This is a genomic window from Actinomycetospora chibensis (genome assembly GCF_028737215.1).
GTDB classification, from domain to species: Bacteria; Actinomycetota; Actinomycetes; order Mycobacteriales; family Pseudonocardiaceae; genus Actinomycetospora; species Actinomycetospora chibensis.
The window spans coordinates 223,326-246,007 of the sequence record NZ_JAQZAM010000004.1 but is presented as its reverse complement, the minus strand read 5'-3'; the positions used below and the strand labels follow the sequence as shown (position 1 = coordinate 246,007).

19 protein-coding genes are annotated in these 22,682 nt (G+C 74.7%); 6 read left to right on the top strand and 13 right to left on the bottom strand.

All coding sequences use genetic code 11. The features are described 5' to 3' along the window. Window positions 1–30: 30 nt before the first annotated feature. From PH189_RS08025 to PH189_RS07995, 7 genes are all read right to left on the bottom strand, one after another. Window positions 31–393, bottom strand: a complete 363-nt coding sequence (locus tag PH189_RS08025; RefSeq protein ID WP_274188238.1) for a hypothetical protein — start codon at window positions 391–393, stop codon at window positions 31–33. Further along, a complete protein-coding gene (locus PH189_RS08020; protein ID WP_274188237.1) occupies window positions 390–1,070 on the bottom strand; it encodes a sirohydrochlorin chelatase in 681 nt (226 codons plus the stop codon). Before PH189_RS08020 ends, PH189_RS08025 begins: the two co-directional genes overlap by 4 nt. Continuing rightward, window positions 1,067–1,897, bottom strand: a complete 831-nt coding sequence (locus PH189_RS08015) for a uroporphyrinogen-III synthase (protein ID WP_274188236.1) — start codon at window positions 1,895–1,897, stop codon at window positions 1,067–1,069. The genes PH189_RS08020 and PH189_RS08015 overlap by 4 nt, the downstream gene beginning before the upstream one ends. A gap of 84 nt (window positions 1,898–1,981) precedes the next feature. Beyond that, the gene (locus PH189_RS08010) at window positions 1,982–3,385 is read right to left on the bottom strand and encodes a nitrate/nitrite transporter (RefSeq protein WP_274188235.1); all 1,404 of its coding nucleotides are present in this window, start codon (window positions 3,383–3,385) and stop codon (window positions 1,982–1,984) included. A gap of 99 nt (window positions 3,386–3,484) precedes the next feature. Continuing rightward, window positions 3,485–4,447, bottom strand: coding sequence for a TIGR02569 family protein (locus PH189_RS08005; protein WP_274188234.1), 963 nt, complete (start codon window positions 4,445–4,447; stop codon window positions 3,485–3,487). A gap of 63 nt (window positions 4,448–4,510) precedes the next feature. Continuing rightward, window positions 4,511–4,963, bottom strand: coding sequence for a cyanase (gene cynS, locus PH189_RS08000; protein WP_274188233.1), 453 nt, complete (start codon window positions 4,961–4,963; stop codon window positions 4,511–4,513). Window positions 4,964–4,976: 13 nt separating this feature from the next. After that, window positions 4,977–5,960 carry an o-succinylbenzoate synthase gene (locus PH189_RS07995; protein WP_274188363.1) on the bottom strand — a complete coding sequence of 328 codons (984 nt, stop codon included), beginning with the start codon at window positions 5,958–5,960 and terminating at the stop codon, window positions 4,977–4,979. 20 nt (window positions 5,961–5,980) lie between these two features. Here PH189_RS07995 and menE point away from each other — a divergent pair, with 20 nt between their 5' ends. Continuing rightward, entirely contained in the window at window positions 5,981–7,135 is a 1,155-nt protein-coding gene (gene menE / locus PH189_RS07990) for an o-succinylbenzoate--CoA ligase (RefSeq protein WP_274188232.1), read from the top strand. On the opposite strand, the gene PH189_RS07985 is transcribed toward menE, so the two are convergent. Beyond that, on the bottom strand, window positions 7,108–7,437 hold the full coding sequence (locus PH189_RS07985; protein WP_274188231.1) for a TfoX/Sxy family protein: 330 nt from the start codon (window positions 7,435–7,437) through the stop codon (window positions 7,108–7,110). The genes menE and PH189_RS07985 overlap by 28 nt on opposite strands. Window positions 7,438–7,557: 120 nt before the next feature. Here PH189_RS07985 and PH189_RS07980 point away from each other — a divergent pair, with 120 nt between their 5' ends. The 3 genes from PH189_RS07980 (at window position 7,558) to PH189_RS07970 (ending at window position 10,244) form a co-directional block, all read left to right on the top strand. After that, window positions 7,558–8,463: a 1,4-dihydroxy-2-naphthoyl-CoA synthase gene (locus PH189_RS07980; protein WP_274188230.1), complete on the top strand. Its 906-nt coding sequence runs from the start codon at window positions 7,558–7,560 to the stop codon at window positions 8,461–8,463. Between the two features lie 94 nt (window positions 8,464–8,557). Further along, on the top strand, window positions 8,558–9,406 hold the full coding sequence (locus PH189_RS07975) for an SDR family oxidoreductase (RefSeq protein ID WP_274188229.1): 849 nt from the start codon (window positions 8,558–8,560) through the stop codon (window positions 9,404–9,406). Between the two features lie 97 nt (window positions 9,407–9,503). Then, window positions 9,504–10,244 carry a dienelactone hydrolase family protein gene (locus PH189_RS07970; RefSeq protein ID WP_274188228.1) on the top strand — a complete coding sequence of 247 codons (741 nt, stop codon included), beginning with the start codon at window positions 9,504–9,506 and terminating at the stop codon, window positions 10,242–10,244. 444 nt (window positions 10,245–10,688) lie between these two features. Here PH189_RS07970 and PH189_RS07965 read toward each other — a convergent pair whose 3' ends face one another. Next, on the bottom strand, window positions 10,689–14,759 hold the full coding sequence (locus PH189_RS07965; RefSeq protein WP_274188227.1) for a glycosyltransferase: 4,071 nt from the start codon (window positions 14,757–14,759) through the stop codon (window positions 10,689–10,691). A 484-nt stretch (window positions 14,760–15,243) separates the two neighbouring features. On the opposite strand from PH189_RS07965, the gene PH189_RS07960 reads away from it, so the two are divergent. After that, complete coding sequence (locus PH189_RS07960; RefSeq protein WP_274188226.1) at window positions 15,244–16,965, top strand: ATP-binding protein; 1,722 nt, start codon at window positions 15,244–15,246, stop codon at window positions 16,963–16,965. Here the strand turns inward: PH189_RS07960 and PH189_RS07955 are convergent. Further along, window positions 16,929–17,636: a response regulator transcription factor gene (locus PH189_RS07955; protein ID WP_274188225.1), complete on the bottom strand. Its 708-nt coding sequence runs from the start codon at window positions 17,634–17,636 to the stop codon at window positions 16,929–16,931. The genes PH189_RS07960 and PH189_RS07955 overlap by 37 nt on opposite strands. 122 nt (window positions 17,637–17,758) lie before the next feature. Here PH189_RS07955 and PH189_RS07950 point away from each other — a divergent pair, with 122 nt between their 5' ends. Further along, on the top strand, window positions 17,759–19,228 hold the full coding sequence (locus tag PH189_RS07950; protein ID WP_274188224.1) for a cation:dicarboxylate symporter family transporter: 1,470 nt from the start codon (window positions 17,759–17,761) through the stop codon (window positions 19,226–19,228). On the opposite strand, the gene moeZ is transcribed toward PH189_RS07950, so the two are convergent. The 3 genes from moeZ to PH189_RS07935 form a co-directional block, all read right to left on the bottom strand. Then, the gene (gene moeZ / locus PH189_RS07945; RefSeq protein WP_274188223.1) at window positions 19,222–20,397 is read right to left on the bottom strand and encodes an adenylyltransferase/sulfurtransferase MoeZ; all 1,176 of its coding nucleotides are present in this window, start codon (window positions 20,395–20,397) and stop codon (window positions 19,222–19,224) included. The two genes, PH189_RS07950 and moeZ, sit on opposite strands and share 7 nt — an antisense overlap. A 97-nt stretch (window positions 20,398–20,494) precedes the next feature. Continuing rightward, window positions 20,495–21,535 carry a DUF3152 domain-containing protein gene (locus PH189_RS07940; RefSeq protein ID WP_274188222.1) on the bottom strand — a complete coding sequence of 347 codons (1,041 nt, stop codon included), beginning with the start codon at window positions 21,533–21,535 and terminating at the stop codon, window positions 20,495–20,497. Next, window positions 21,532–22,638, bottom strand: coding sequence for an alpha/beta fold hydrolase (locus PH189_RS07935; protein WP_378014941.1), 1,107 nt, complete (start codon window positions 22,636–22,638; stop codon window positions 21,532–21,534). Before PH189_RS07935 ends, PH189_RS07940 begins: the two co-directional genes overlap by 4 nt. Window positions 22,639–22,682: the final 44 nt, after the last annotated feature.

The following is a 22,682-nucleotide window of genomic DNA, read 5'->3' as shown; positions in this document are numbered from 1 at the left end:
CGTGACGAACGGTAAACATCGGGGTGGCTCTCAGTCGCCGAGAAGGCGATGAGCGGCCACGTCGGTGAACCCGATCGGCGGTGGCAGCGCCATCGCCCGGTCGATGTCGGGTGGGCCGACCGGACGCTGGGGCTCCGGGACCCTCGCGGGGATCGATCGCGGTTGCCGGGCCGTGCGTGCCAGCAGACGGTCGCCGACGACCGTGCCCAGGTAGCGGTCGGCGGGGTCGAGGACGTCGTCGCGTGGCTCGGGCGACGACTCGTGCGACCACGGGAACCAGCCGATCCACCGGTCCCGGGTGTTCCACACGTACGGCATCCCCGGGCGGTACCACGCGATCCAGCGCCCGCCGGAGTCGTAGAGGTGCACGGCGAGGCCCAGGCCCACGCTCATGCCCCGACCGCCGCCCGGTAGCGCGCGACGGCCACGCCGACGACGTCCGGGTGGTCCCCGAGGGGCTCGGCGACCAGCGCGGCGCCCGAGGACCCCAGCCAGCGGTGGAACGCCCCCGGCGCGAGCAGCCAGGTCGCGATCACGATGCGCGGACCTCGAGCCCCGGTGGACTCGACCACCGACGCGACCCGCGGCTCGCCACCCGCGATGTAGCCCACCGGCACCTCGTGGCCCACCCGCGCGGTCAGCAGGGCCGCGGCGGTGCGCAGGTCGTCCTGCGCCACGGGGTCGGTCGACCCCGCCGCGGCCAGCACCACGGTGTCGCCGGGCCCCGCGCCGGCTTCGGCGAGCCGGTCGAGCAGCACGCCCACCAGCGCCGGGTCGGGCCCGAACGGCTCGGCCACGACGACGTCGTCACGCCCGGTCATCGCGAGCTGCTCGGGCACGTCGACGCGCACGTGGAACCCGGAGGCGAGGAAGGCGGGCACGACGACCACGGGGCCGGGCAGCTCGACCAGCACGTCCGCCAGGGACGGGACCGCCACCCCCGCGTACGCCAGCCGCACCTCGGCCTCGGGCAGCACCCGGTCCACCGCCGACGCGAGGCGGTCCCAGGTGGCCTGCCCGGCGGGGTCCTCGGTGCCGTGGGCGAGCAGCAGCAGCGCGGGTGCCGTCACGGACGGGCCAGCACGGTGGCGTGCTCCTCCAGCCGCTTCACCATCGCGCCGAGCCGGAAGCGCTCGGGCGCGATGCCGACGACGCCCAGGCGCTCCAGCGGCGCGGCGGTGACCGGTCCGACGCAGCAGGCCAGGACCTCGCCCGAGCGCAGCGCCGCGAGCACCTCGTCGCGCAGCCCCCGGCTCTCGGCGCGGTGGACGAGCCCCTCGACCGCCGGCGCGCTGGTGAACGTCACGGTGTCGACCTCGTGGGCCACGATCGCGTCCAGGAGCGTGTCGACGGCGGGCAGGTCAGGCGGCGGCTCCCACCGGTACACGGCCACGGTCACCACGTCGGCGCCTGCTGAGCGCAGCGCGGCGAGGAAGTCGGTCATCGGGTCGCCGTGCAGCTGCACCGCGATGCGCCGGCCGTCGACGCCCTCGTCGAGCAGGTGCGCCAGGACCTCGGGCGACGACTCCGTCTCGTCGGCCGACCACGCCTCGCGCAGCCCGGCACCGCGGATCGCCCCGCGCGCCTTCGGACCGCGCGCGAGCAGCGTCGCCGAGCCCAGCATCGCGTGCAGGGCGTCGCCCAGCCCCCAGTCCGACGCCACCTCGAGCCACCCCCGGAAGCCCTGCCCGGTGGTGGCGACGACCGCCGCGGGCGGGTCGGCGAGCAGCGCCCGCGTCGTCTCCGCCAGCCGGGCGTCGTCCGACAGCGGCACGATCCGCATCGTCGGCCCGTGCAGCACCTCCGCGCCCTTGCGCCGCAGCAGGTCGAGCTGGTCGTCGGCGCGGCGGTCGGCCGTCACGCCGACGCGCCATCCCGCGAGCGTCTGCGCGCTCACGGGCGACCGACCTCCACCACTCCTGACACCACCCGCACAGGATAGATCGCGACGGCCGGTCCGGGGCTCGGCAGCCGTCACGCCTCAGACCTCCGCGTAGGACATCCGCTGACCGGTCTTCGGATCGGTCGCGGCCTTGCCCGAGCGCATGTAGACCACGTAGGTCACGACGAAGCACACGGCGTAGAAGGCGACGAACGACCAGAACGCCGGGGTGCCGCTGCCCGCGGTCCGGAACGACGACCGGAACGCGAGGTTGATCAGCAGCCCGCCGAACGCCCCGATCGCGCCGGCGATGCCGATGACCGCCCCGGAGATGCGGCGTGCCCACAGCAGGGCCTCAGACGTCTCCCACCCGCGCTCCTCGGACGCCGCGAGCGCCTTGGTGCGGAAGACGGCCGGGATCATCTTGTAGACCGAGCCGTTGCCGATGCCCGAGGTGATGAACAGCAGCACGAAGCCGATCGTGAAGATCGCCAGGGATTCGATCGTCGAGGCCCAGATGCAGATCAGCGACGACACGGCCATCGCGACGAAGTTCCAGAACGTCACCCGCGTGCCGCCGATGCGGTCGGAGAGCCAGCCACCGACGGGGCGGATCAGCGAGCCGAGCAGCGGACCGATGAACGTGACCGCCGCCGCCTGCAGCGGGGTGCGGTCGAACTGGTTCTGCAGCACGAGGCCGAACGCGAAGCTGTAGCCGATGAACGACCCGAACGTCCCGATGTAGAGGAACGAGATGATCCAGGTCTGCGCGTCGCCGGTGGCCTCCTTGAGCGCGCCGGTGTCGTTGCGCACCGAGGTCAGGTTGTCCATGAACAGCGCCGAGCACAGGACCGCGACGACGATCAGCGGGATGTAGATCCCGAGCAGGATGCGCGGCGCGCCGGTACCCGCGGTGGCGATGATCAGCAGCCCGATGAGCTGCACGACCGCGACGCCGAGGTTCCCGCCACCGGCGTTGATGCCGAGCGCGGCGCCCTTCTGCTTCTCCGGGAAGAAGGCGTTGATGTTCGTCATCGACGAGGCGAAGTTGCCGCCGCCGACCCCCGCGAAGATCGCGACGACGATGAACGTCGTGTACGAGGTGCCGGGATGCATCACGAACGCGGCCAGGATCGTGGGGACCAGCAGCAGCGCGGCGCTGATGATCGTCCAGTTCCGCCCGCCGAAGACCGCCACCGCCATCGTGTAGGGCAGGCGCAGCACCGACCCGACGAGGGTGGGCACGGAGACGAGGAAGAACTTCCCGGCGGTGTCGATGTGGTAGGTCGCCTCGGGCATGAAGAGCACGAGGACCGACCACATCGACCAGATCGAGAACCCGATGTGCTCCGAGAGCACCGAGAACCACAGGTTCCGCTTCGCGATCTTCTTGCCCGTGCTCTGCCAGAACGACTCGTCCTCGGGACGCCAGTCGTCGATCCAGCGTCCACGCAGCAGGCTGCCGCCCTGCTGGGCCGGAGATGGGGCCGGGGATGCGGTCATGACGGCGGACGGTAGGAACCGCGTGTTACGTGACGATGACCGCGTGTTGCGACGGGACGAACCCGCGGTGCGGGGCTCGTCACCGGAGCCGGTGGCTCCCTAGTAGGGCAGGAGGCTGCCGACGAGGCGTGCGGCGTGCTCGAGCCCGTGGAGCGACTCGCGGGTGCACGACGGGTGCTGCGCGTGGACGGCGAGGCGGAAGAGCAGCGCGTGCAGCAGCATCTGCGGCCACTCCGCGAGGTGCGACCACCGCGTGAGGATGCCCGGATCGGCGCCGCCCCAGGCCAGGGCGTCGATGACGACGACCGCGGCCGCCCACTCGACGGGACGCCAGAACGGCACGAGGTCGAGCACGGCCGGGGGCGCGCTCGGGTCGGAGGGGTCGAACAGCACCGTGCCGAAGAGGTCGCCGTGCACCAGCTGCGACGGCCGGTCCAGGGGACGTCGGCGGCGCGCGAGCTCGGCGAACAGCGTCCCGCCGGTCTCGGGGTCCAGTGAGGGCTTGCGCTCGCCGAACGCGGCGCGGTCGGCGCGGGCGAGCAGGTCGTCACGGTCGTCCACCAGGCGCGGGCGCTCGAGACGTGCGGTGGCGCGGTGCAGGCGCAGGGATGCGGCGATCACGTCGTCGTGGCGCGGCTCGACCCGGCCGGGGACGTCGTGGCTCGCGGCCCAGCCGGCCACGACCCGTCGACCGTCGCTCGCGCGGACCGGACGGGCCAGGCGCAGACCGTCGACGCCGGCGGTGCCCAGCTCCTCGATCGCGCTGGCCGACCACGCGGCGAGCACCGTGTCGGCCACCGGGCGCAGCACCAGCGCGTCGCAGCGCCACGCCGGACCGGGCAGATCCGGGCGCGGCCGCGGCACCGCCTCGCGCACCCCGAACGCCGTCCGGACGTGCTCCGGCGGTCCGTGCTCGAGGCGGGGGTCGGCGCCGGGGCCGGTACCGGAGCCCGCGTCGGGGCCGGCGGGGTGGGCACCGGGGTGCGGATCGGACGCGGCCGCACCCGTCGCGGCGTCCTCGTCGGGCGAGGGCGCCGTCTTGTGCGGGGGCGCGGCGGTCACGCTCCGCACGCTACTCGCGCGCACGGAGCGACCCCCTCAGCCGTCACCGGCGTGTCGGGGGCTTTACCACACCTTGTAGGGCAGGAACTTGCCGTTGAACGTCAGCTTCACCCGGTCGCCCTTCGGATCCTCGACGCGCTCGAAGTCGAGGGTGAAGTCGATGGCGCTCATGATGCCGTCGCCGAACTCCTCGCGGATGAGCTCGTGGAGGCTCGTGCCGTACACCTGCAGGGCCTCCTGGAGCCGGTAGGTGACGGGCTCGGTCGGGTCCAGCGCGGCGTCGCCGCGCACCGGGGGCAGGCGGAGGGCCTCGACGGTCTCCTCGTCGAGATCGAGCAGCTTCGCGACGGCGGTGGCCTGCGTCGCGTCGAGCGGCTGCTGGCCGAGCAGCGCCGACGTCGTCCACACCAGCGACCGGTCGAGGGCCTCGGCGAGCTTGGCCCAGCTGACCCCCGCGGCCTCCTTGGCGCGCACGATCTCGCGGCCGGCCTCGAGGCGGTCGTCCCTGTCGGTCATGTCGGCGTGCTCCTCATGCTGGTGGTGCGGGCGCTCCGGCGAGAGCCTGTACCCGGCGCAGGCGGGCGGTCCACCATTCCCGCGCGTCCGGATCCGCGTCGTAACGCGCCAGGAGCTCCAGGTCGGGGACGGGCGGGTGCCGGGGCACGTCCAGGACGCCGGACACCGGGTGCAGCGGAGCCGTGACGACGTCGGCGGCGAGCAGGTCGGCGGTGCCGAGGCCGCAGGCGTAGGGCAGGTCGGGCAGCGCGCCGGCCAGCGCGAGGCCCGCGGCGAGCCCCACCGAGCTCTCGACCGCCGACGACACCACGCACGGCAGGCCGATCTCCTCGGCCATCCGGAGCGCGGCGCGCACGCCCCCGAGCGGCGCGACCTTGAGCACCGCGACGTCGGCGGCCTCGGCGCGCACGACCAGCAGGGGGTCCTCGGCCCGGCGGATCGACTCGTCGGCGGCCACCGGGACGTCGACGCGGCGGCGCACCGCGGCGAGCTCGTCGACCGACGCACAGGGCTGCTCGACGTACTCCAGCCCGCCGGCCGCACGGGCGAGCGCCCGGATCGCGGCGACGGCGCCGTCGACGTCCCACCCGCCGTTGGCGTCGACCCGGACCTGGCCGCCCGCCCCCAGCGCGTCGCGCACCGCCTCGACGCGGACGAGGTCGTCGGTCAACGTCCGGGCCGCGTCCTGCCCCTTCTCCGCGACCTTGACCTTGGCCGTCCGGGCCCCTGACGCGGCGACGATCCGGTGCGCGTGCTCCGGCCCGACCGCCGGCACCGTGGTGTTGACCTCGACCTGCTCGCGCACCGGGGCCGGCCAGCCCTCGTACGCGGCCTCCCGGGCGCACCGCCACCACGCCAGCGCCTCGGCGTCGTCGTACTCGACGAACGGGCAGAACTCGCCCCACCCCGCCGGGCCCTCGACCAGCGCGAGCTCGCGCGTCGTGATGCCCCGGAACCGCGTCCGCAGGGGCAGGGCGACGACCGACGCTGGACCCATCACCCACCTACCCTAGGTCGGTGCGCGCCGTCGAGACCGTCCCGACCGACGGGAGCCCCGACGCGGCCGCGCGCCTCGGTGCCGCGGCCCTGGCGGCGCTCGAGGGCGACGGGCCCGCCGTGCTGCCGACCGGCCCCGGCGACCCGGCGCCGACCGCCGACCTGCTCGCGCCCGTCGACGACGCCGTCGCCGCAGTGGTCACCACCACCGGCTCCACCGGCGCCCCGAAGGCCGTCCTGCTGCCCGCCGACGCGCTGCGGGCCTCGGCCGACGCAACGCACGCCCGCCTCGGGCCGCCCGGCCGGTGGCTGCTCGCGCTGCCCGCCCACCACGTCGCCGGGCTGCAGGTGCTGCTGCGCTCGGCCCGCGCCGGCGTACCCGCCGCCGTGATGGACCTGCGCGAGGGGTTCCGCGCCGAGGCGTTCGCGGAGGCGGCCACACGCTCCGGCGCGGCGTACACCTCGCTCGTCCCGACCCAGCTCCTGCGCCTGCTCGACGCCGGCGGGCCCGCGCTCGAAGCGCTCCGCAGGTTCACCGCGGTCCTGCTCGGGGGTGCGGCCGCAGACCCGACCGTGCTCGAGCGCGCCCGGGCCGCGGGCGTTCGCCTCGTGACGACGTACGGGATGAGCGAGACCTGCGGCGGGTGCGTCTACGACGGGCGCCCGCTCGACGGGGTCGCGGTGACGCTCGAGGAGGACGGACGCATCCGGCTCGGGGGCGCGACGGTGGCCGCGGGGTACCGGGGGGCGATGTCCCAGGCGGACCGCGCGGCGTTCACCGACGGCGCCGACGGATCGCGCGGCTTCCGCACCAACGACCTCGGCGCGTGGAACGAGGACGGCCGTCTCGAGGTGCTCGGACGCGCGGACGACGTCATCGTCACCGGCGGGGAGAAGGTCGCGCCGGCGACGGTCGAGCGCGCGCTGCTCGCCCAGGCGGGCGTCCGCGAGGCGTGCGTCGTCGGCCTGCCCGATCCCGAGTGGGGGTCGCGGATCGTCGCCGCCGTCGTGGGCGACGGGCTCGACCCCGACGCCCTGCGCGCCGCCGTCGCCCCCGGCCTCGGCCGGGCGGCACCGCGCTCGGTGGCCGTGCTCGATGCACTCCCCCTACGCGGGATCGGGAAACCGGACCGCTCGGCGGTGCGCGCTCACTTCGGGGGCAGCGAGCGCACGTAGGACACGCCCTCGTCGACCCATCCCTGCAGCGCGGCGTCGTCGATCGTGGTGGCCTCGACGTCCAGCCAGCCGTTCATCGGCCGCCCGCGCATGACCATGGGCTGGACACCCGGCCGGGACAGCAGGTCGTCCGCGCGGCTCGGGTGGATGCGGACCATGAGCTCGCCCCGGGAGTTGGCGGCGAGCGCCATGTGACCGTCGAGCAGGAACGCGAGCCCGCCGAACATCCGCTTCTCGGTGAGGTGCTCCTCGCCGTCCAGCAGCGCCCGCAACCGGTCGGCGAGCTCCCCGTCGTAGGCCATGGCGGGAGTATGGCGCGCTCCACCGACACCGCGGGGGGACGACTCGTCGCCGCAAGATGCTTCGGTTTCCGAAGCATCTCCCGCAGGTGGGACGGGTGGTCGCCTCCTAGGCTCCCGCCCATGGTCGACACCGATGCTCCGCTGTTCGATCCGTCCGTGTGGCGCGAGATCAGGAGCTTCACCGACATCACCTACCACCGCCACGTCGAGCTGGGCTGCGTCCGGATCGCGTTCGACCGCCCCGAGGTGCGCAACGCGTTCCGTCCGCACACCGTCGACGAACTCGCCACCGCCCTCGAGCACGCCCGCACGAGCGCGGACGTCGGTGCCGTCCTCCTCACCGGGAACGGCCCGTCGAGCAAGGACGGCGGCCACGCGTTCTGCTCGGGCGGCGACCAGCGCATCCGCGGGCGCACGGGGTACCAGTATGCGGAGTCCGAGACCGAGGTCGGCGCCGACGAGAAGGGGCGGTCCGGGCGGCTGCACATCCTCGAGTGCCAGCGCCTGATCCGGTTCATGCCCAAGGTCGTCATCGCCGTCGTCAACGGGTGGGCGGCCGGCGGGGGGCACTCGCTGCACGCCGTCGCCGACCTCACGCTGGCCAGCGCCGAGCACGCCCGGTTCAAGCAGACGGACGCGGACGTCGGGAGCTTCGACGCCGCGTTCGGGTCGGCCTACCTCGCGCGCGCGGTCGGCCAGAAGTTCGCCCGCGAGATCTTCTTCCTCGGCCGGACGTACACCGCCGAGCAGATGCACGCGATGGGCGCGGTGAACGAGGCCGTCCCCCACGCCGAGCTGGAGACCACGGCGATCCAGTGGGCCCGCGAGATCCTCGGGAAGTCGCCGCAGGCGCAGCGGATGCTGAAGTACGCGTTCAACCTCCCCGACGACGGCCTCGTCGGCCAGCAGCTCTTCGCCGGCGAGACGACGCGCCTCGCCTACATGACCGACGAGGCCACCGAGGGCAAGGAGGCGTTCCTGGAGAAGCGGACGCCCGACTGGAGCCCGTTCCCCTGGTACTACTGACCGCCGGACACACCACCGCGACGAGTTCGGAAGACACGGCCGGCCGCCGGCGTTGCCGCGATCACCGAGGGAGCCGAGCACAGGGAGTCGCCGGATGGGTGAGGACGAGCGGCCGGGGATCGCGGTCACGGGAGCGACGGGGCGCCTCGGCGGGCGCGTGGCGCGGCTCCTCGCCGAGCGCGGCGTGGCCCAGCGGCTGGCCGTCCGGAGCCCGGAGCGTGCGCCGGACCTCGCGGGCGCCGTCCCCGTCCGGTGCGCGTACGACCAGCCCGAGCTGGTCCGGAGCGCGCTCGACGGCGTGGAGACGGTCCTGATGGTCTCCGGCTCCGAGACGCCCGACCGCGTCGACCAGCACCGGACGTTCATCGACGCCGCGGCGGCCGCCGGCGTGCGCCGACTCGTCTACATCTCCTTCTTCGGGGCCTCCCCCACGGCGACCTTCACCCTCGCCCGCGACCACTGGGCCACCGAGGAGCACCTCCGCGCGAGCGGGCTGTCCACGGTGCTGCTCCGCGACAACTTCTACCTCGACTTCCTGCCCGAGCTCGTCGAGCCCGACGGTGTCATCCGCGGTCCCGCGCGCACCGGTCGTGTCGCGGCCGTCGCCCAGGACGACATCGCCGAGGCGGCCGCCGCGATCCTCGTCGACCCGAGCGGGCACGACGGCGCGACCTACAGCCTCACCGGCCCCGAGGCCCTCACGCTCGACGAGGCCGCGCGCGTCATCTCCCGCCGCACCGGGCGGTCCGTGACGTTCGAGGACCAGACCGTCGACGAGGCCTACGCCTCCCGCGCCGGGCAGGCTCCCGACTGGCAGCTCGACGCGTGGGTCAGCACCTACACCGCGATCGCGAGCGGGGAGCTCGACGGCGTCACCGACGACATCCCGACCCTCACCGGGCACCGGGCGCGCTCCCTCGACGACCTGCTCGCCGGGCGCTGAGCGGGTGCTGATCGGACTTGCGCCGACAGCGAGATCGCACGCGCCGGGGCCCGCCGGACGACACGATCAGCCCGAGCCACCGGCGGAGGAGGATCCCTTGGCGCGCACCGCGGTCGAGATCGAGACGCACGACGGCACCTGCCCCGCGACCCTGCACACGCCCGGCGGCAAAGGATCGTGGCCGGGCGTCCTGTACTACCCGGACGCGGGCGGGGTCCGGGAGACCTTCGCCGCCATGGCCGACCGGCTGGCCGGACGCGGCTTCGCCGTGCTGCTGCCCGACATCTACTACCGGACGCCCTACGCGCCCTTCGACACGACGACCCTCTTCGGGGACCCCGAGGAGTTCGCCCGGCTGACCGCCCTCGTCCGCGCCCTGACACCCGAGAAGTCCGACGACGACGCCGGCGCCTATCTCGCGGCGCTCGGCCGGCGACCCGAGGTCGCGCACCCGGCCCTCGGCACCGTCGGGTACTGCTTCGGCGGCGGGATGGCGTTGCGCGCCGCCGGCCGCCATCCCGGGTCGGTGGCCGCGACGGCCACGTTCCACGGCGGAAACCTCGCGGCCGCCGACGACCCGACGAGCCCCCACCTCGTCGCCGACCGCATCCGCGCCGCCGTCTACGTCGCCGCCGCCACCGACGACGCCGCCTTCGACGCCGACCAACACCGGCGCCTGCGCGACGCGTTCGTCGCCGCGGGGGTGCGGGCCGAGATCGAGACCTACCCCGCCGCCCACGGCTTCGCGGTGCCCGACAACCCCACCCACGACCCCGCCGCCGACCGACGCCACCTCGAGACGATGACGACCTTCCTCACGGCGCACCTCACGCCCTGAGCTGCGGGGCGCTCGTCCGTGCTGTCGCCGTGACGGAGCGCTTCTGCGCCCCGAGGCCCGCCCGACGCCCACCGGGGCCGGTCGGCAGGGCGATCCTGGCGGTCCTCGGGGTCGTGATCGGGGTCATGCCGATCGCCTTCTCGATCCCGGACGTTCGGCTCGCGTCGGGGGCCCCGCCGTCGTCATGTGGGGCACCGGACGCGTGCGCACATACGCCCGGCGCTCTTCTGGGGCGCCGTGGTTGCCGTGCTCGGCGCGGTCGGCGTCGTCGTCGGGATGGTCGCCGCCTACTCGTGAGCGGTGGTCAGTCCGTCCGGTTGTGCCCTCGCACGCCCTCGCGAGGAGGTCGGCATGGAGGCCGTCGAGGTCGTCGGTCCCCATCTCGACCTGGACGAACGGCGCGGACGGACGCTCGCCGGGCGTCCACAGGAGCGTCGGGGTGGGTCAGCCCCGCGGCGACGAGCCGTCGTCTCCCGCGCGGTGGTGCCGGCCGGGGCGCCGGACCGACGGGTCGTCGAACGACAGCACCGGCTCGTGGGCCGCGGCACGGCCGGGGACGAGCCCGGTCACCGTCTCCGGAGAGCCCGTCGGGTCCGGCGGTGCCGACGGCCGGCGGGCGGTCCCGCCGGACGGCGTGACGAGGCGCGGAGCCGGTCGTGCGGGCCGGGCAGTCGGTTGGGGTGTCGGCCGGGGTGTCGGCGAGGGCAGCGGGGGCGGCGGGGCCGGCACGGGGACGGGCCCGCCGGAGGGAACGGCCGAGGTCCGCGGCACCGGGGTGTAGCGGCCGGTGCCCGGGCCCGCGGAGCCGGCCGCACCCCGCGCCCCCACCGGGACCGGCACGCCGGTGGCCGGGGAGGACGGGACGGGGCGGCGGGCGCCTCCGGTCGGTGTCGGTGCTCCCCGCGGCGCCGGCCGCGACGCCGGCCCGGGCGCCGCGCGGGGAGCCGGCGCGGAGGCAGGACGGGGCTGGTCGGGCCGGGGCTGGTCGGCGCCGTCCTGTCCGGGGCGCGGCTGCCCCGGGCGGGGCAGGACCGCGGCGACGCGGTCGGCGTGCCCCGACGGCGGTGCGGCCCCGACGACCCGGCCGACGAGGGCGCGCAGCGACCCCTGCGACAGCGCGGACGTGACCCCGTTCTCGACGTCGTTGGGGATCACCGGCGGGCGGGGGCCCTCGGGAGCCCGACGGGCCGGGCGACGGGCTCCGCCGCCGCTGTTCGGCAGCAGCGAGAGCGACCGCCCCGCGGCGAGGTCTTCGACCCAGCCGAACCCGAGCACGCTGACGACGATCAGGGCGACGGCGATCGCGAAGTGCTGGCCCTCGGACTCCCAGCCGAGGACGTCGCCGATCGTGGGCGAGACCGCGATGGCCACGTTGTGCCACAGGTAGATCGTGATCGCCCGGGCGTTGACGACGGTGACCAGGCGCCCGAGCAGCGGCACCCGCTCCAGCCACGCGACCTGCGGGTTGAACCGCAGCACGAGCAGGACCGCACCGAACGAGACCAGGGCCTGGGCGAACGGGATGTCGTTGAGGTCGATGCCGATGTCGCCGGCGGGGTGGGTGAACGCCCAGCCCAGGCCGCCCGCCACGAGGACGGCGGCGCCGCCCCAGGCGAGCAGCACGGGCAGCTTGCGCAGCGTGCCGTCGCGGTGGGCGAAGCCGAGCATCCAGCACGCCGCGAACGTGGCGCCGTCGACGAGCACGGGGCCGATCGCGCCCCACTCGCCCATCGGCGACCCGAGCACCGCGTCGAGGCCGACGACGAGCAGCGGCACCGACAGCGCCAGCAGCGGGCGCCGCCGGAACACCCAGAGCATCAGCGGCGTGAGCAGCACGAACCACAGGTAGGCGCGGATGTACCAGAGGCCGACGACCGCGTCGGAGCCCCAGTCGCTGCCGGGTGGGTCGACCAGCGGGAAGACCCAGTACAGGAGGTCCGACCACACGAGCGGCGACGTCACCGTGCCGTCGGCGTCCTGCCCCGCCCAGCCGTGCCACAGCATCAGGGGCACGGCGAGCAGGCCGAAGAACCACAACGGCGGCAGCAGGCGGCGCAGCCGGTGGCCGATGACGTCGAGGGCCTCGCCGCGGCGCAGCGACTGCACCATGAGCGACCCGCCGAGGGCGAACATGACGCCCATCGACGGGAACACCATGCTCATCCAGCCGTCGCCGAAGGCGTGGTAGGTCACGACGCGGATCAGCGCGATGGCGCGCAGCAGGTCGAGCCACCGTTCGCGGCCACCGCCGGTGCGCGGGGCGCGCGTCGCGGCGGGCTCCGCGGGCTCGGCGTCCGGGGCCGGTCCGCGCACGGCCGCCGGGACGGGCAGGCGGTCGGCCGCGGGGCGCGAGCGCCCGTCGTCGCCGAGCCGCGTGTCCGCCCGGGCCGGGGCCGCGGGCGCCAGGTGCTCGGCGACGGCACCGGTGCGCTGCAGCTTCTGCCAGCGCACGCCCGCTCCGGTGAGCGCGCTGATCACGGCCTGGACCAGCACCACGTACATCAGCTGGCGGTACATGATCTGTTGCACCGGCAGGGCCCAGAGCGGGCCGAGCGGCTCGCCGTCCATCCGGAACGCCAGCACGCCGGCGATCAGCTGCAACAGCAGCATCGAGCCCCAGAGCAGCAGCGCCACCGCCGGGTCGCCGAAGAGCAGCCCGTAGACGAAGAGCAGGTCGACCAGCGGCGCCGCCAGCGGCAGCGCGACGTGGAAGACCCCGATGTGGGCGAGCCCGAGGCGCCCCATGCGGCCCGACGCACCGCGTTCGCGCAGCGCACGGCGGTGCTTCCAGAGCGCCTGCATGGTCCCGTAGCTCCAGCGGAACCGCTGGCGCCACAGCTGGCCCGCGGAGACCGGGGCCTCGGTCCAGGCCAGCGCGTGCTCGGCGTAGACGACGCGCCAGCCCGCGCGCCCGAGCGCGATCGTGAGGTCGGTGTCCTCGGCGAGGGTGTCCGAGGAGAGCCCGCCGACCTCCTGCACGGCCTCGCGACGGAACGCGCCCGCCGCGCCCGGGATCGTCGAGATCGAGCCCCAGGTGTCCTGCACCCGCCGGTCGACGTTGAAGCCGACGACGTACTCGAGGTGCTGCATGCGCGGGATGAGGCGGTCGCGGTTGGCGATCTTGACGTTGCCGGCGACCGCACCGATCGCGGGGTCGGCGAACGGCGCCACGAGCTGCGCCACCGTGTCCGACTGGAAGATCGTGTCGCCGTCGATCATGACGATGAGGTCGTGCTTCGCGGCCGCCACGCCCCGGTTGAGCGCCGCGGACTTGCCGGCGTTGGCCTGACGTACGACGCGCACCCGGGGCAGGGCGAGGTCCTCGAGCAGGTCGGCGGTGCCGTCGGTGGAGCCGTCGTCGACCACCACGACCTCGAGGGGATGGTCGTTCGCCAGGATCGAGCGGACGGTCGCCTCGATGTTGTCGGACTCGTTGTACGCGGGCACGACCACGGACACGGGGTCGGTCACCGGCTCGCCCCACGAGAACGACGGGTCGCGACGGCGCTTCGCGTGCCGCCGGGCCACCACCAGCATCACGACCAGCCGGGCGATCACCAGGCCGCCGACACCGATCAGCGCGACCTCCATCAGGGTGACGACGCCCTGCGCGACGCCGACCGTGGCCAGCAGGCCCTGCCCCACCATCCGGTCGCGGGACGGCGCGGGTTGCCCGTGGGGCCCGAGGCCCGCGGCGTCGCTGACGGTGGCGAACCGGTAGCCCTGGGCCTGCAGCTGCGGGATCAGCCGGTCGAGGGCGGCGACGGTCTGCGCGCGGTCGCCGCCGGCGTCGTGCAGCAGCACCGTCGCGCCCGCGCCGTTCTGCGGTGTCGCATTGCGGACGATCGCGTCGACGCCGGGGCGTTGCCAGTCCTCGCCGTCGACGTCGGTGAGCACCGTGACGTAGCCCTGGCGGCCGGCCGCGAGGACGGTGCCGTAGCCCGGGTCGTCGAGGGCGTCGGAGGTCGACGAGAACGGCGGGCGCACGAGGTGGGTGGAGACGCCGGTCGCGCCGGCGATCGCCAGCTCGGTGTCGGCGATCTCGCGGTCGCGGCGCAGCTCGGACACGCCGGCGAGATCGGGGTGGGTGAAGGTGTGGACGCCGATCTCGGAACCCGACGCGACGACCCGCTGCGCCATGTCGGGGTGCCGGGCGACCATCGAGCCCACGACGAAGAACGTGCCGGGCACGCGGTGGCGCGCGAGCACCTCGAGGATCTCCGGGGTCCACACCGGGTCGGGCCCGTCGTCGAACGTCAGGGCGACGGTGCGGTCGGGCAGCCGGCCCGAGCGCACCGGGTCGGTACGGGCGTCGATGATCGGGCCGCCGGCGCTGATCGCCGCAGGGACGGTCTCGTGGCCCTCGGGCGCGCGGGCGTGGGCGTCGTTGCCGATGCTGGAGCTCACCAGGCCCGAGACCGTGAGCACGGTGAGCACCATCAGCACGAGGACGCCGGTCATCGTCCAGATGCCCCACCGGCGTCGCGGGGGCGTCGGCCGCGTGCGCCTGTTCATCACGATGCGTCACCCCCTCCCGCCCCACCGCACCACGACCGTGTCCTGACCGTCACCTCGTCGTGCACGAGACGATATCCGGAGCCCTCAACCGGTCACGCGGCGTGGGACTGTTCCGAGCCCGGTCGCCGCCGGTTCCGTGCCGGTCCGTGCCCTCGTGCCCCACTGTGTCCGGTTCTCGTGAGCGCCCGCGGGGCGCCGTCGGCACGCGGGACGGCGTTCCCCCGCTGAGCAGGGCACCGAGCGCCGCGCGAGCCGCAGGGGCATCCACGCGGTCCGCTCCGTCGCGGGCGTCCGATCCGCCCGTCTCCGCGGGCCCGCGCGCGGGGGTCCGGCCCGTGCCCGGGCCTGCGGGACGGTGGCGGAGCGTGATCATCCGGGTCCGTCGCGGCCCCTCGCGCACCCGTCGCTCTCCGCAACCAGGATCGCGACCACGACCGGACCCACGCTTGCGCGTGCGGCGCCGGGGCGCGACGGTCGGCCGGTGAGCGCTCCGGACCCGTCGGCCCCCTCGGACCCCCCGGCAGCCCCGGGCCGGCGGGGCTCGCGGTTGGTGCGCCGGCTGCTCGTGCTGGAGATCGTGACGGTGGTGCTCACCGCCGTGATCGCGGGCGGGGTGAGCGCGTGGAGCACCCGGCAGACGATCGAGCGGGACGCCGCGGACAAGGTCCTCGCGGTGTCCGTGGCGCTCGCCGCGTCGCCGGGGCTGGCGGACGCGGTGGCCGCCCGGGACGTCCCCCGCATCCAGGCCGCCGCCGAGGCGACGCGCGCCGGCACCGGCGTCTCGTTCGTCACCGTCATGGACCCGGCCGGCACCCGCCTGAGCCATCCCGAGCCGGCGCGGATCGGCGAGACCTACCAGGGCACGTTCCTGCCGGCCGCCGGCGGCGCGACGCTCGTGGAGACGTTCCCCGGGACGCTCGGGCTGTCGGTGCGGGCGATCGTGCCGGTGCTCGGGGCGGACGGCACCGTCGTCGGGATGGTCGCGGCCGGGCAGCTGCGGGTGCAGGTCGCCGACCGGATCACCCGGGAGCTCGCGGTGCTCGCGCTGGCGGCCGCGGTGGCGATCGCCCTGGGGGTGGGGCTCGCCTGGCTCGCGGCGCGCCGGGTCAAGCGCGACACCCTGGGCCTCGAGCCGCACGAGATCACCGCCCTGCACCGCCACCACGAGGCCGTGATGGCCGCGATGCGCGAGGGCCTGCTGGTGCTCGACGCGGACTCCGGGCGGGTGGTGGTCCTCAACGCCGAGGCCGCCCGGCTGCTCGGGCTGCCCGCCACGCTCGCGCCCTCGCGCGCCGCCGGGCCGACGCTCGACGAGCTCGGCGTCGACCCGGCCCTGCGCGAGCGTCTCGCCGACCGCTCCCCCGTCACCGACGAGACGATGCTCGTGGGCGAGCGGCTGCTGCTGGTCAACCGCACGGAGGTGGCCGGCCCGGCGCCGGATCTGGTCGTGACCCTGCGGGACCGCACCGAGCTCGAGGCGATGACCCGCGAGCTCGACGACGCCCGCTCGGTCACCCGCGCGCTGCGCTTCGCCGCCCACGAGCACGCGAACCACCTGCAGGCGGTGTCCACGCTCATCGAGCTCGGCGCGCAGGACGACGCCCGCGACCTGGCCCAGCGCTGGACCCGCGACCTCCTCGACACCGGCGACGGTGCGGGCGACGGGAACCTGCGCGACCGTCTCGCCGACCCCGCCCTTGCCGCGCTCGTGCTGGACAAGGCCACCGACGCCCGCGACCGGGGGCTCGCGCTCCGCGTCGGGGAGAGCACGGCGCTCGGCGCGGCCGACACCGGGGACGAGCAGGCCTCGACCGACCGCGTCACCGTCGTCGGCAACCTCCTCGACAACGCCCTGGACGCCGCGCTCGAGAGCGCCCACGACGGACGGGGCGGCGGCGTGGTGGAGCTCGACCTGCACGTCGAGGACGGGGCGGTCGTCGTCCGGGTCGCCGACGACGGGCCGGGCCTCGCCGATCCGGAGGCGGCGTTCACGGTTGGCTGGTCCACCAAGCACGCCGAGGAAGGACGCCGGGACGGACGAGGCCTCGGCCTGGCCCTCGTGCGCCGCGTCGTGGACCGGCGCGGCGGGAGCGTCGAGGTCGGGGCGGGCGAGGACGGCCGCGGCACCGTGTTCACGGTGCGGCTGCCGCTGCGCCCACGGCGGGCTCAGTCCGCGGTCGACTCCCCCGCGGCCAGCCGGTAGCCGACCCCGCGGACCGTGACCACCGCGCCGGGGGCGTCGAGCTTGCCGCGCAGCGCGGCGACGTGGACCTCGAGCGAGTGCAGGCCCTGCTCCCGGCCCGGGTCGTCGGGGGCGAGGCCCCAGACGTCGTCGAGCAGGTCGGCCCGGGAGACGACGGCGCCGTCGCGGCGGGCGAGGGCCGCGAGCAGGTCGAACTCCTTGCGCCGCAGGGTCACCTCGCGCCCCGAGACCTCGACGACGCGTCGCGACAGGTCGATGCGCACCGGCCCGGCCTCGATCACCGGGGCGACGACGTGCCCGGCGCTGCGGCGCAGCACGGCGTCCATGCGTGCGGTGAGCTCGTCGATGGCGAAGGGCTTGACGACGTAGTCGTCGGCGCCGCTGCGCAGCCCGAGCACCCGCGCCTGCTGGTGGCCGCGGGCGGTCACCGCGATGATCGGCACCGTCGACCGGGCCCGCAGCCGGCGGCACACCTCGACGCCGTCGAGGTCGGGCAGGCCCATGTCGAGCAGCACGAGGTCGGGCGGGTCGGCGGCGGCCGCGGGGCCCGCAACGGCCTCGAGCGCCGCCGCGCCCGTGGCCACGGCGGACACGCGGTACCCCGCGGCGCGCAGCGCGGCCGTGAGCGCGTCGCGGACCGGCGCGCTGTCCTCGACCAGCACGACCAGCACGGCCCACCCCGTTCCTCAACTCGTCCGCAACTCCGCGGCGTTCACGTCGCCCTCACCACAGGGGCGCCCTAGCCTCACCTGCCAGGTGAGACGCACGCCACCCCAGCGCAGAGGAGACGACGATGTCGACGCAGGCAGCGGACGCGGGGCCCGCGCCGGGCTCCGGAGAGAGCTCCGGAGGCTCTCGACGGCGCGGGGTCTGGACCCAGCTGTGGTTCTGGGTGGTCGTGGGAATCACGGCCGGTGTCGTGGTCGGCCTCGTCGCACCCGACTTCGCCTCGGAGCTGAAGTTCCTGCCCGACATCTTCATCCAGCTGATCAAGATGATCACGGCGCCGGTCATCTTCTGCACCGTGATCGTCGGCATCGCCTCGATCGGCAGCCTCGCCGCCGCGGGCGGTATCGCGGCGCGGGCGCTCGCGTACTTCCTGCTCATGACGCTGGTCGCGCTGGGGCTGGGGCTCCTCGTGGTCAACATCGTGAAGCCCGGCGCCGGCTTCCCGCCGATCCCGCCCGACCCCTCGACGCTCGCCGAGGCGCAGGCCGACATCGCCGAGGGCGGCGACGAGGGCGGCGCGATCGGGTTCATCACCAACACGCTGCTGCCCGACAGTTTCGTGGGGCCGTTCGTCGAGAACGAGATCCTGCGCGTGCTGGTGCTGGCGATCCTCGTGGCCGCGGCGACGTCGATGCTCGCGCCGGCGCTGCGCAAGCGCGTGGTCGGCGGCATCGACCTGTTCGCCAAGGTCATCTTCGGCATGATCCGCCTGATCATGTTCCTCGCGCCCCTCGCGGCGTTCGGCGGGATCGCCTACACCGTCGGCGCCCTCGGCGGCGAGAGCCTCGGCAACCTGGCCGCCCTGATGGTCACCTTCTGGGGCACGTGTCTGCTCTTCGTGGTCGTCGTGCTCGGCGGGGTCTCCGCGTACTCCGGGTTCAACATCTTCAAGCTGATCCGGATGATCAAGGACGAGATCCTCATCATCGTCGGGACGTCCTCGTCGGAGACGGTGCTGCCGCGTCTGCTGGCCAAGCTCGAGTCGGCCGGGGCGTCGCGCTCGACGGTCAGCATGGTGCTGCCCACCGGGTACTCGTTCAACCTCGACGGCACGTGCATCTACCTGACGATGGCGGCGCTGTTCATCGCCCAGGCGGGCGGGCAGGACCTGCCCTGGGGCGTCCAGATCGGCCTCGTCGCGCTGATGCTGCTGACGTCCAAGGGCGCCGCCGGCGTCTCGGGCGCCGGGCTCGTCACCCTCGCCGCGTCCCTGCAGGCCTTCGGCGGGGAGTTCTACACCGTCGAGTCGATCGCGATCGGCATCGCGATCATCGCCGGCATCGACCGCATCATGAGCGAGGGCCGCGCGCTGACCAACGTCATCGGCAACACCGTCGCCGTCATGGTCATCTCGGGGTGGAACGGTGACCGCGACGACGAGCGCTTCCAGGCCGCGCTCGACAACCCCGACCTCGTGCGCGACGCCATCGAGCAGGAGGTCGAAGGGTTCGAGGACGCCGACGACGAGGCCGGCGACCGCGACCGCACCCCGGTCGGCGCGTTCGTTCCGTTCCCGGGGGCCTCGCGTCAGTAGGTCGGCAGCGTGGTGTCGACCTGCTGGGCCCAGCCCGTGACGCCGCCGCCGACGTGAACGGCGTTGGAGAAGCCGGCCTTGTGCAACGCCGAGAGGGCCTCGGCGGAGCGGACGCCCGACTTGCAGTACAGGATCGTCTGACGGTCCTGGGGGATCTCGGCGAACGCCTCGCCCGAGAGGATCTTGTCCTTCGGGATCAGCTTGGCGCCGGGGATCTTCACGATCTCCCACTCGTGCGGCTCACGGACGTCGATGAGCTCGAACTTGTCGCCCGCGTCCATCTTCTCCTTGAGCTCGGGCGCGGTGATCGTGTTGCCGACCGCCGCCGTCTGGGCCTCGTCGGAGACGGTGCCGCAGAAGGCCTCGTAGTCGATCAGCTCGGTGATCTCCGCGGCGTTCGGGTCGCGACGGATCTTCACCTCGCGGTACTCCATGTCGAGCGCGTCGTAAATCTTGAGACGGCCGAGCAGGGTGTCACCGATGCCGGTGATCAGCTTGATCGCCTCGGTGACCATGATCGAACCGATCGACGCGCAGAGCACACCGAGCACGCCACCCTCGGCGCACGACGGGACCATGCCCGGCGGCGGGGGCTCGGGGTAGAGGTGCCGGTAGTTCAGGCCCTGGCCGTTCGGGGCGTCCTCCCAGAAGACCGAGACCTGGCCCTCGAAGCGGAAGATCGAGCCCCAGACGTACGGCTTGCCGAGCAGCACGGCCGCGTCGTTGACGAGGTAGCGCGTGGCGAAGTTGTCCGTGCCGTCGAGGATCAGGTCGTAGTCGCGGAAGATGTCCAGCGCGTTCGACGAGTCCAGCGGGACCTCGTGGAGGTTCACCGTGACGAGCGGGTTGATCTCGGCGACCGACTCCTGGGCCGACTGCGCCTTCGGCTTGCCGATGTCGGACTGCCCGTGGATCACCTGGCGCTGCAGGTTCGACTCGTCGACGACGTCGAAGTCGACGACACCGAGGGTGCCCACGCCGGCGGCGGCCAGGTAGAGCAGCGCCGGGCTGCCCAGGCCGCCCGCACCGACGACGAGCACCTTGGCGTTCTTCAGGCGCTTCTGACCCTCGACGCCGACGTCGGGGATGATCAGGTGGCGGCTGTACCGGGCGACCTCGTCCTTGGTCAGCTCCGCGGCCGGCTCCACCAGGGGCGGCAGGGATGCCATGACGGCCCTCAACTCCTGTCGGTTCGATGCTCAGGTCCTCACGACGCACAACCGTCGCGGCCCCCGGGATTGTTCCTGACCGCCGGCTCCGCCGAGTTCAGCCCGCGGGGGCGACGGCGCCCTGCGGGTACGGCCACGCGTTGGGCTGGCAGGTCTTCCCGTCGCGCGGGATCTGCGTGCCCTGCGGGTTCTCCTCGGTGAGCTGCGCGAGGTAGTCGTTCGCCGTGCCGAAGCTCTGCTGCATCATCACCGGCGCCAGGACGCCGTTCGCGGGGCAGGGCACGTGCGGGTTGTTGAAGACGTGCCCGACCTCGTGGTTGATCGCGTACTGGCGGTAGAGGCCGAGCTGCCCGTCGAACGCGCCGGCGCCGCGCACCCAGCGCGCGCCGTTGATGAGCACGCGCCCGATGTCGGACTTCCAGCACGACGCCTCGTACCGGATCGCGTAGCCGCACTGGCCACGCGCGGTCATCTGCGCCGACAGGCTGACGCGGAAGTCGGGGTCGCCGGTGTCGATGCGCCGCACGGCGATCTGGCCCGAGCCGACCCAGCTCCGCGGGTCGGTGAGCGTCGCGTCGACGGCCGTCGCGAAGGCCTGGTCGCCCTCGGGGAGGACGGCGCCGTCCTCGACCTCGACGGTGTACGTGTAGACGCGCCCCGTGCCGGCCTGCGGCGTGGTGCCCGGGACGACGTGCCACGTGCCGGAGCCCGTCACCGGGAACGCGCCGCCCGCGGGCAGCTCGGCGGTGGGGATGTCGACGTTCTGGCCGGCGCCGGGCGGGGCCTCGCCCACCACCGGCGCGGCCGTCGGGGGCGCGAGCAGCGGCGACGCCGACCCGGCGTCGCCGTCGGGGGACACGGCCTCGACGACGGCCAGCACGGTGAGCACCACGAGCGCCGGGACCACCCACGTCCGCCAGGAGCGCAGCACCGATGAGGCCGGGCCGGAGCGGGCGCGTCCACGCGCCGGAGCGCGCCCGGAGCGGCTCCCGGACCCCGCGCGCTCGCGGACGGCGGTGGCCGTGGGGCCCTCCGCACGACCTCGCGCGACGCGACCGTCATCCGAGTACGGGAGGTCGGGCGAGGAGTCGGCGGACGCGTCCTCCCCGCCGGCAGGGCGCCGCGCCGGCCGGGTCACACGGGAACTGTCCCACACGGGGTGGGGCGCGACCGCCCGACGCCCGGGCGGACGAGATCGTCATCTGTCCGGGTCGCGGGCGGTCCCGCCGCCGGCCACGACCCGTCCGACGCGCCGTCGAGGAGCCCGAGCACGGCCCTCGCGACGATCTCGGGGCGCTCGATCTGGGCGACGTGACCCACACCGGACAGCCGCAGCAGCCGCCCGGCCGGCAGCGTCGCGGCGGTGCGGGCGGCACGTCCCACGCCGACGAGACGGTCGAGCTCGCCCCACACCACCAGCGTCGGCGCCGTGACCTGCGCGGCGGCGGCCCACAGCGAGCGCGACCGCGGCGCGAACCAGGTGCCCACCAGCCCGAGGAACGAGCGGTGCAGCGCCTCGGGCGCCCACGCGAGCTCCGCGCGCTCCTCCGCCTCCGCGGCGGCCATGGCGAAGGCGTGCGGGCCGACCGCGGCCGGGTCGGCGTGGCAGAGCGCCATGGTGTGCGCGAGCCGGTCGCGGGGCGTGCGTGCCGCCTGCTCGGCCCGGGCGCGTCCCCCGAGCAGGGGCAGCAGCGCCAGGGCCGCGCGGCGCCCGCCGAGGCGTGAGGGCAGCGGGCGCAGGTCGGGCATCGCCGGGCTGACGAGGGTCAGCGTGCGCACCAGGTCGGGTCGCGCGGCGGCGACCAGCAACGACACGGCGCCGCCAAGCGAGTTGCCGAGCAGGTGCACGGGCCCGGCCCCCTGTCGGCGGAGGTCCTCGAGGTAGGCGACGACCGTGTCCGCGTGCGCCGCGGGCCGGTAGTCGCCCGTCGACGGCGGGCGCGTGCGCCCGAACCCGGGCAGGTCGACGGCGTATCCGTGGCAGCGTCCCGAGAGGGCGGCGGCGAGCTCGGTCCAGTTGTTCGACGAACCCCCGAGGCCGTGGACGAAGACCGCGGTCTCGCCCGTCCCGGGGCCCGGCGTCTCGCGGACGTGCAGCGTCACGCCGCCGGCCTCGACCTCGCGCCCCGGCCAGTACGGCGTCGGCGCCGCCGGGGTGCCGATCGACGCGAGCGCCGCGGGGTCGGCGAGAGGGACCGGTCCGGTGGACGGCGCGGGGCGGCGGACGATCACGCACACCATCATGCGGTGTCCCTGCGGCGACGTCACGGTGACCCACCGGTGAA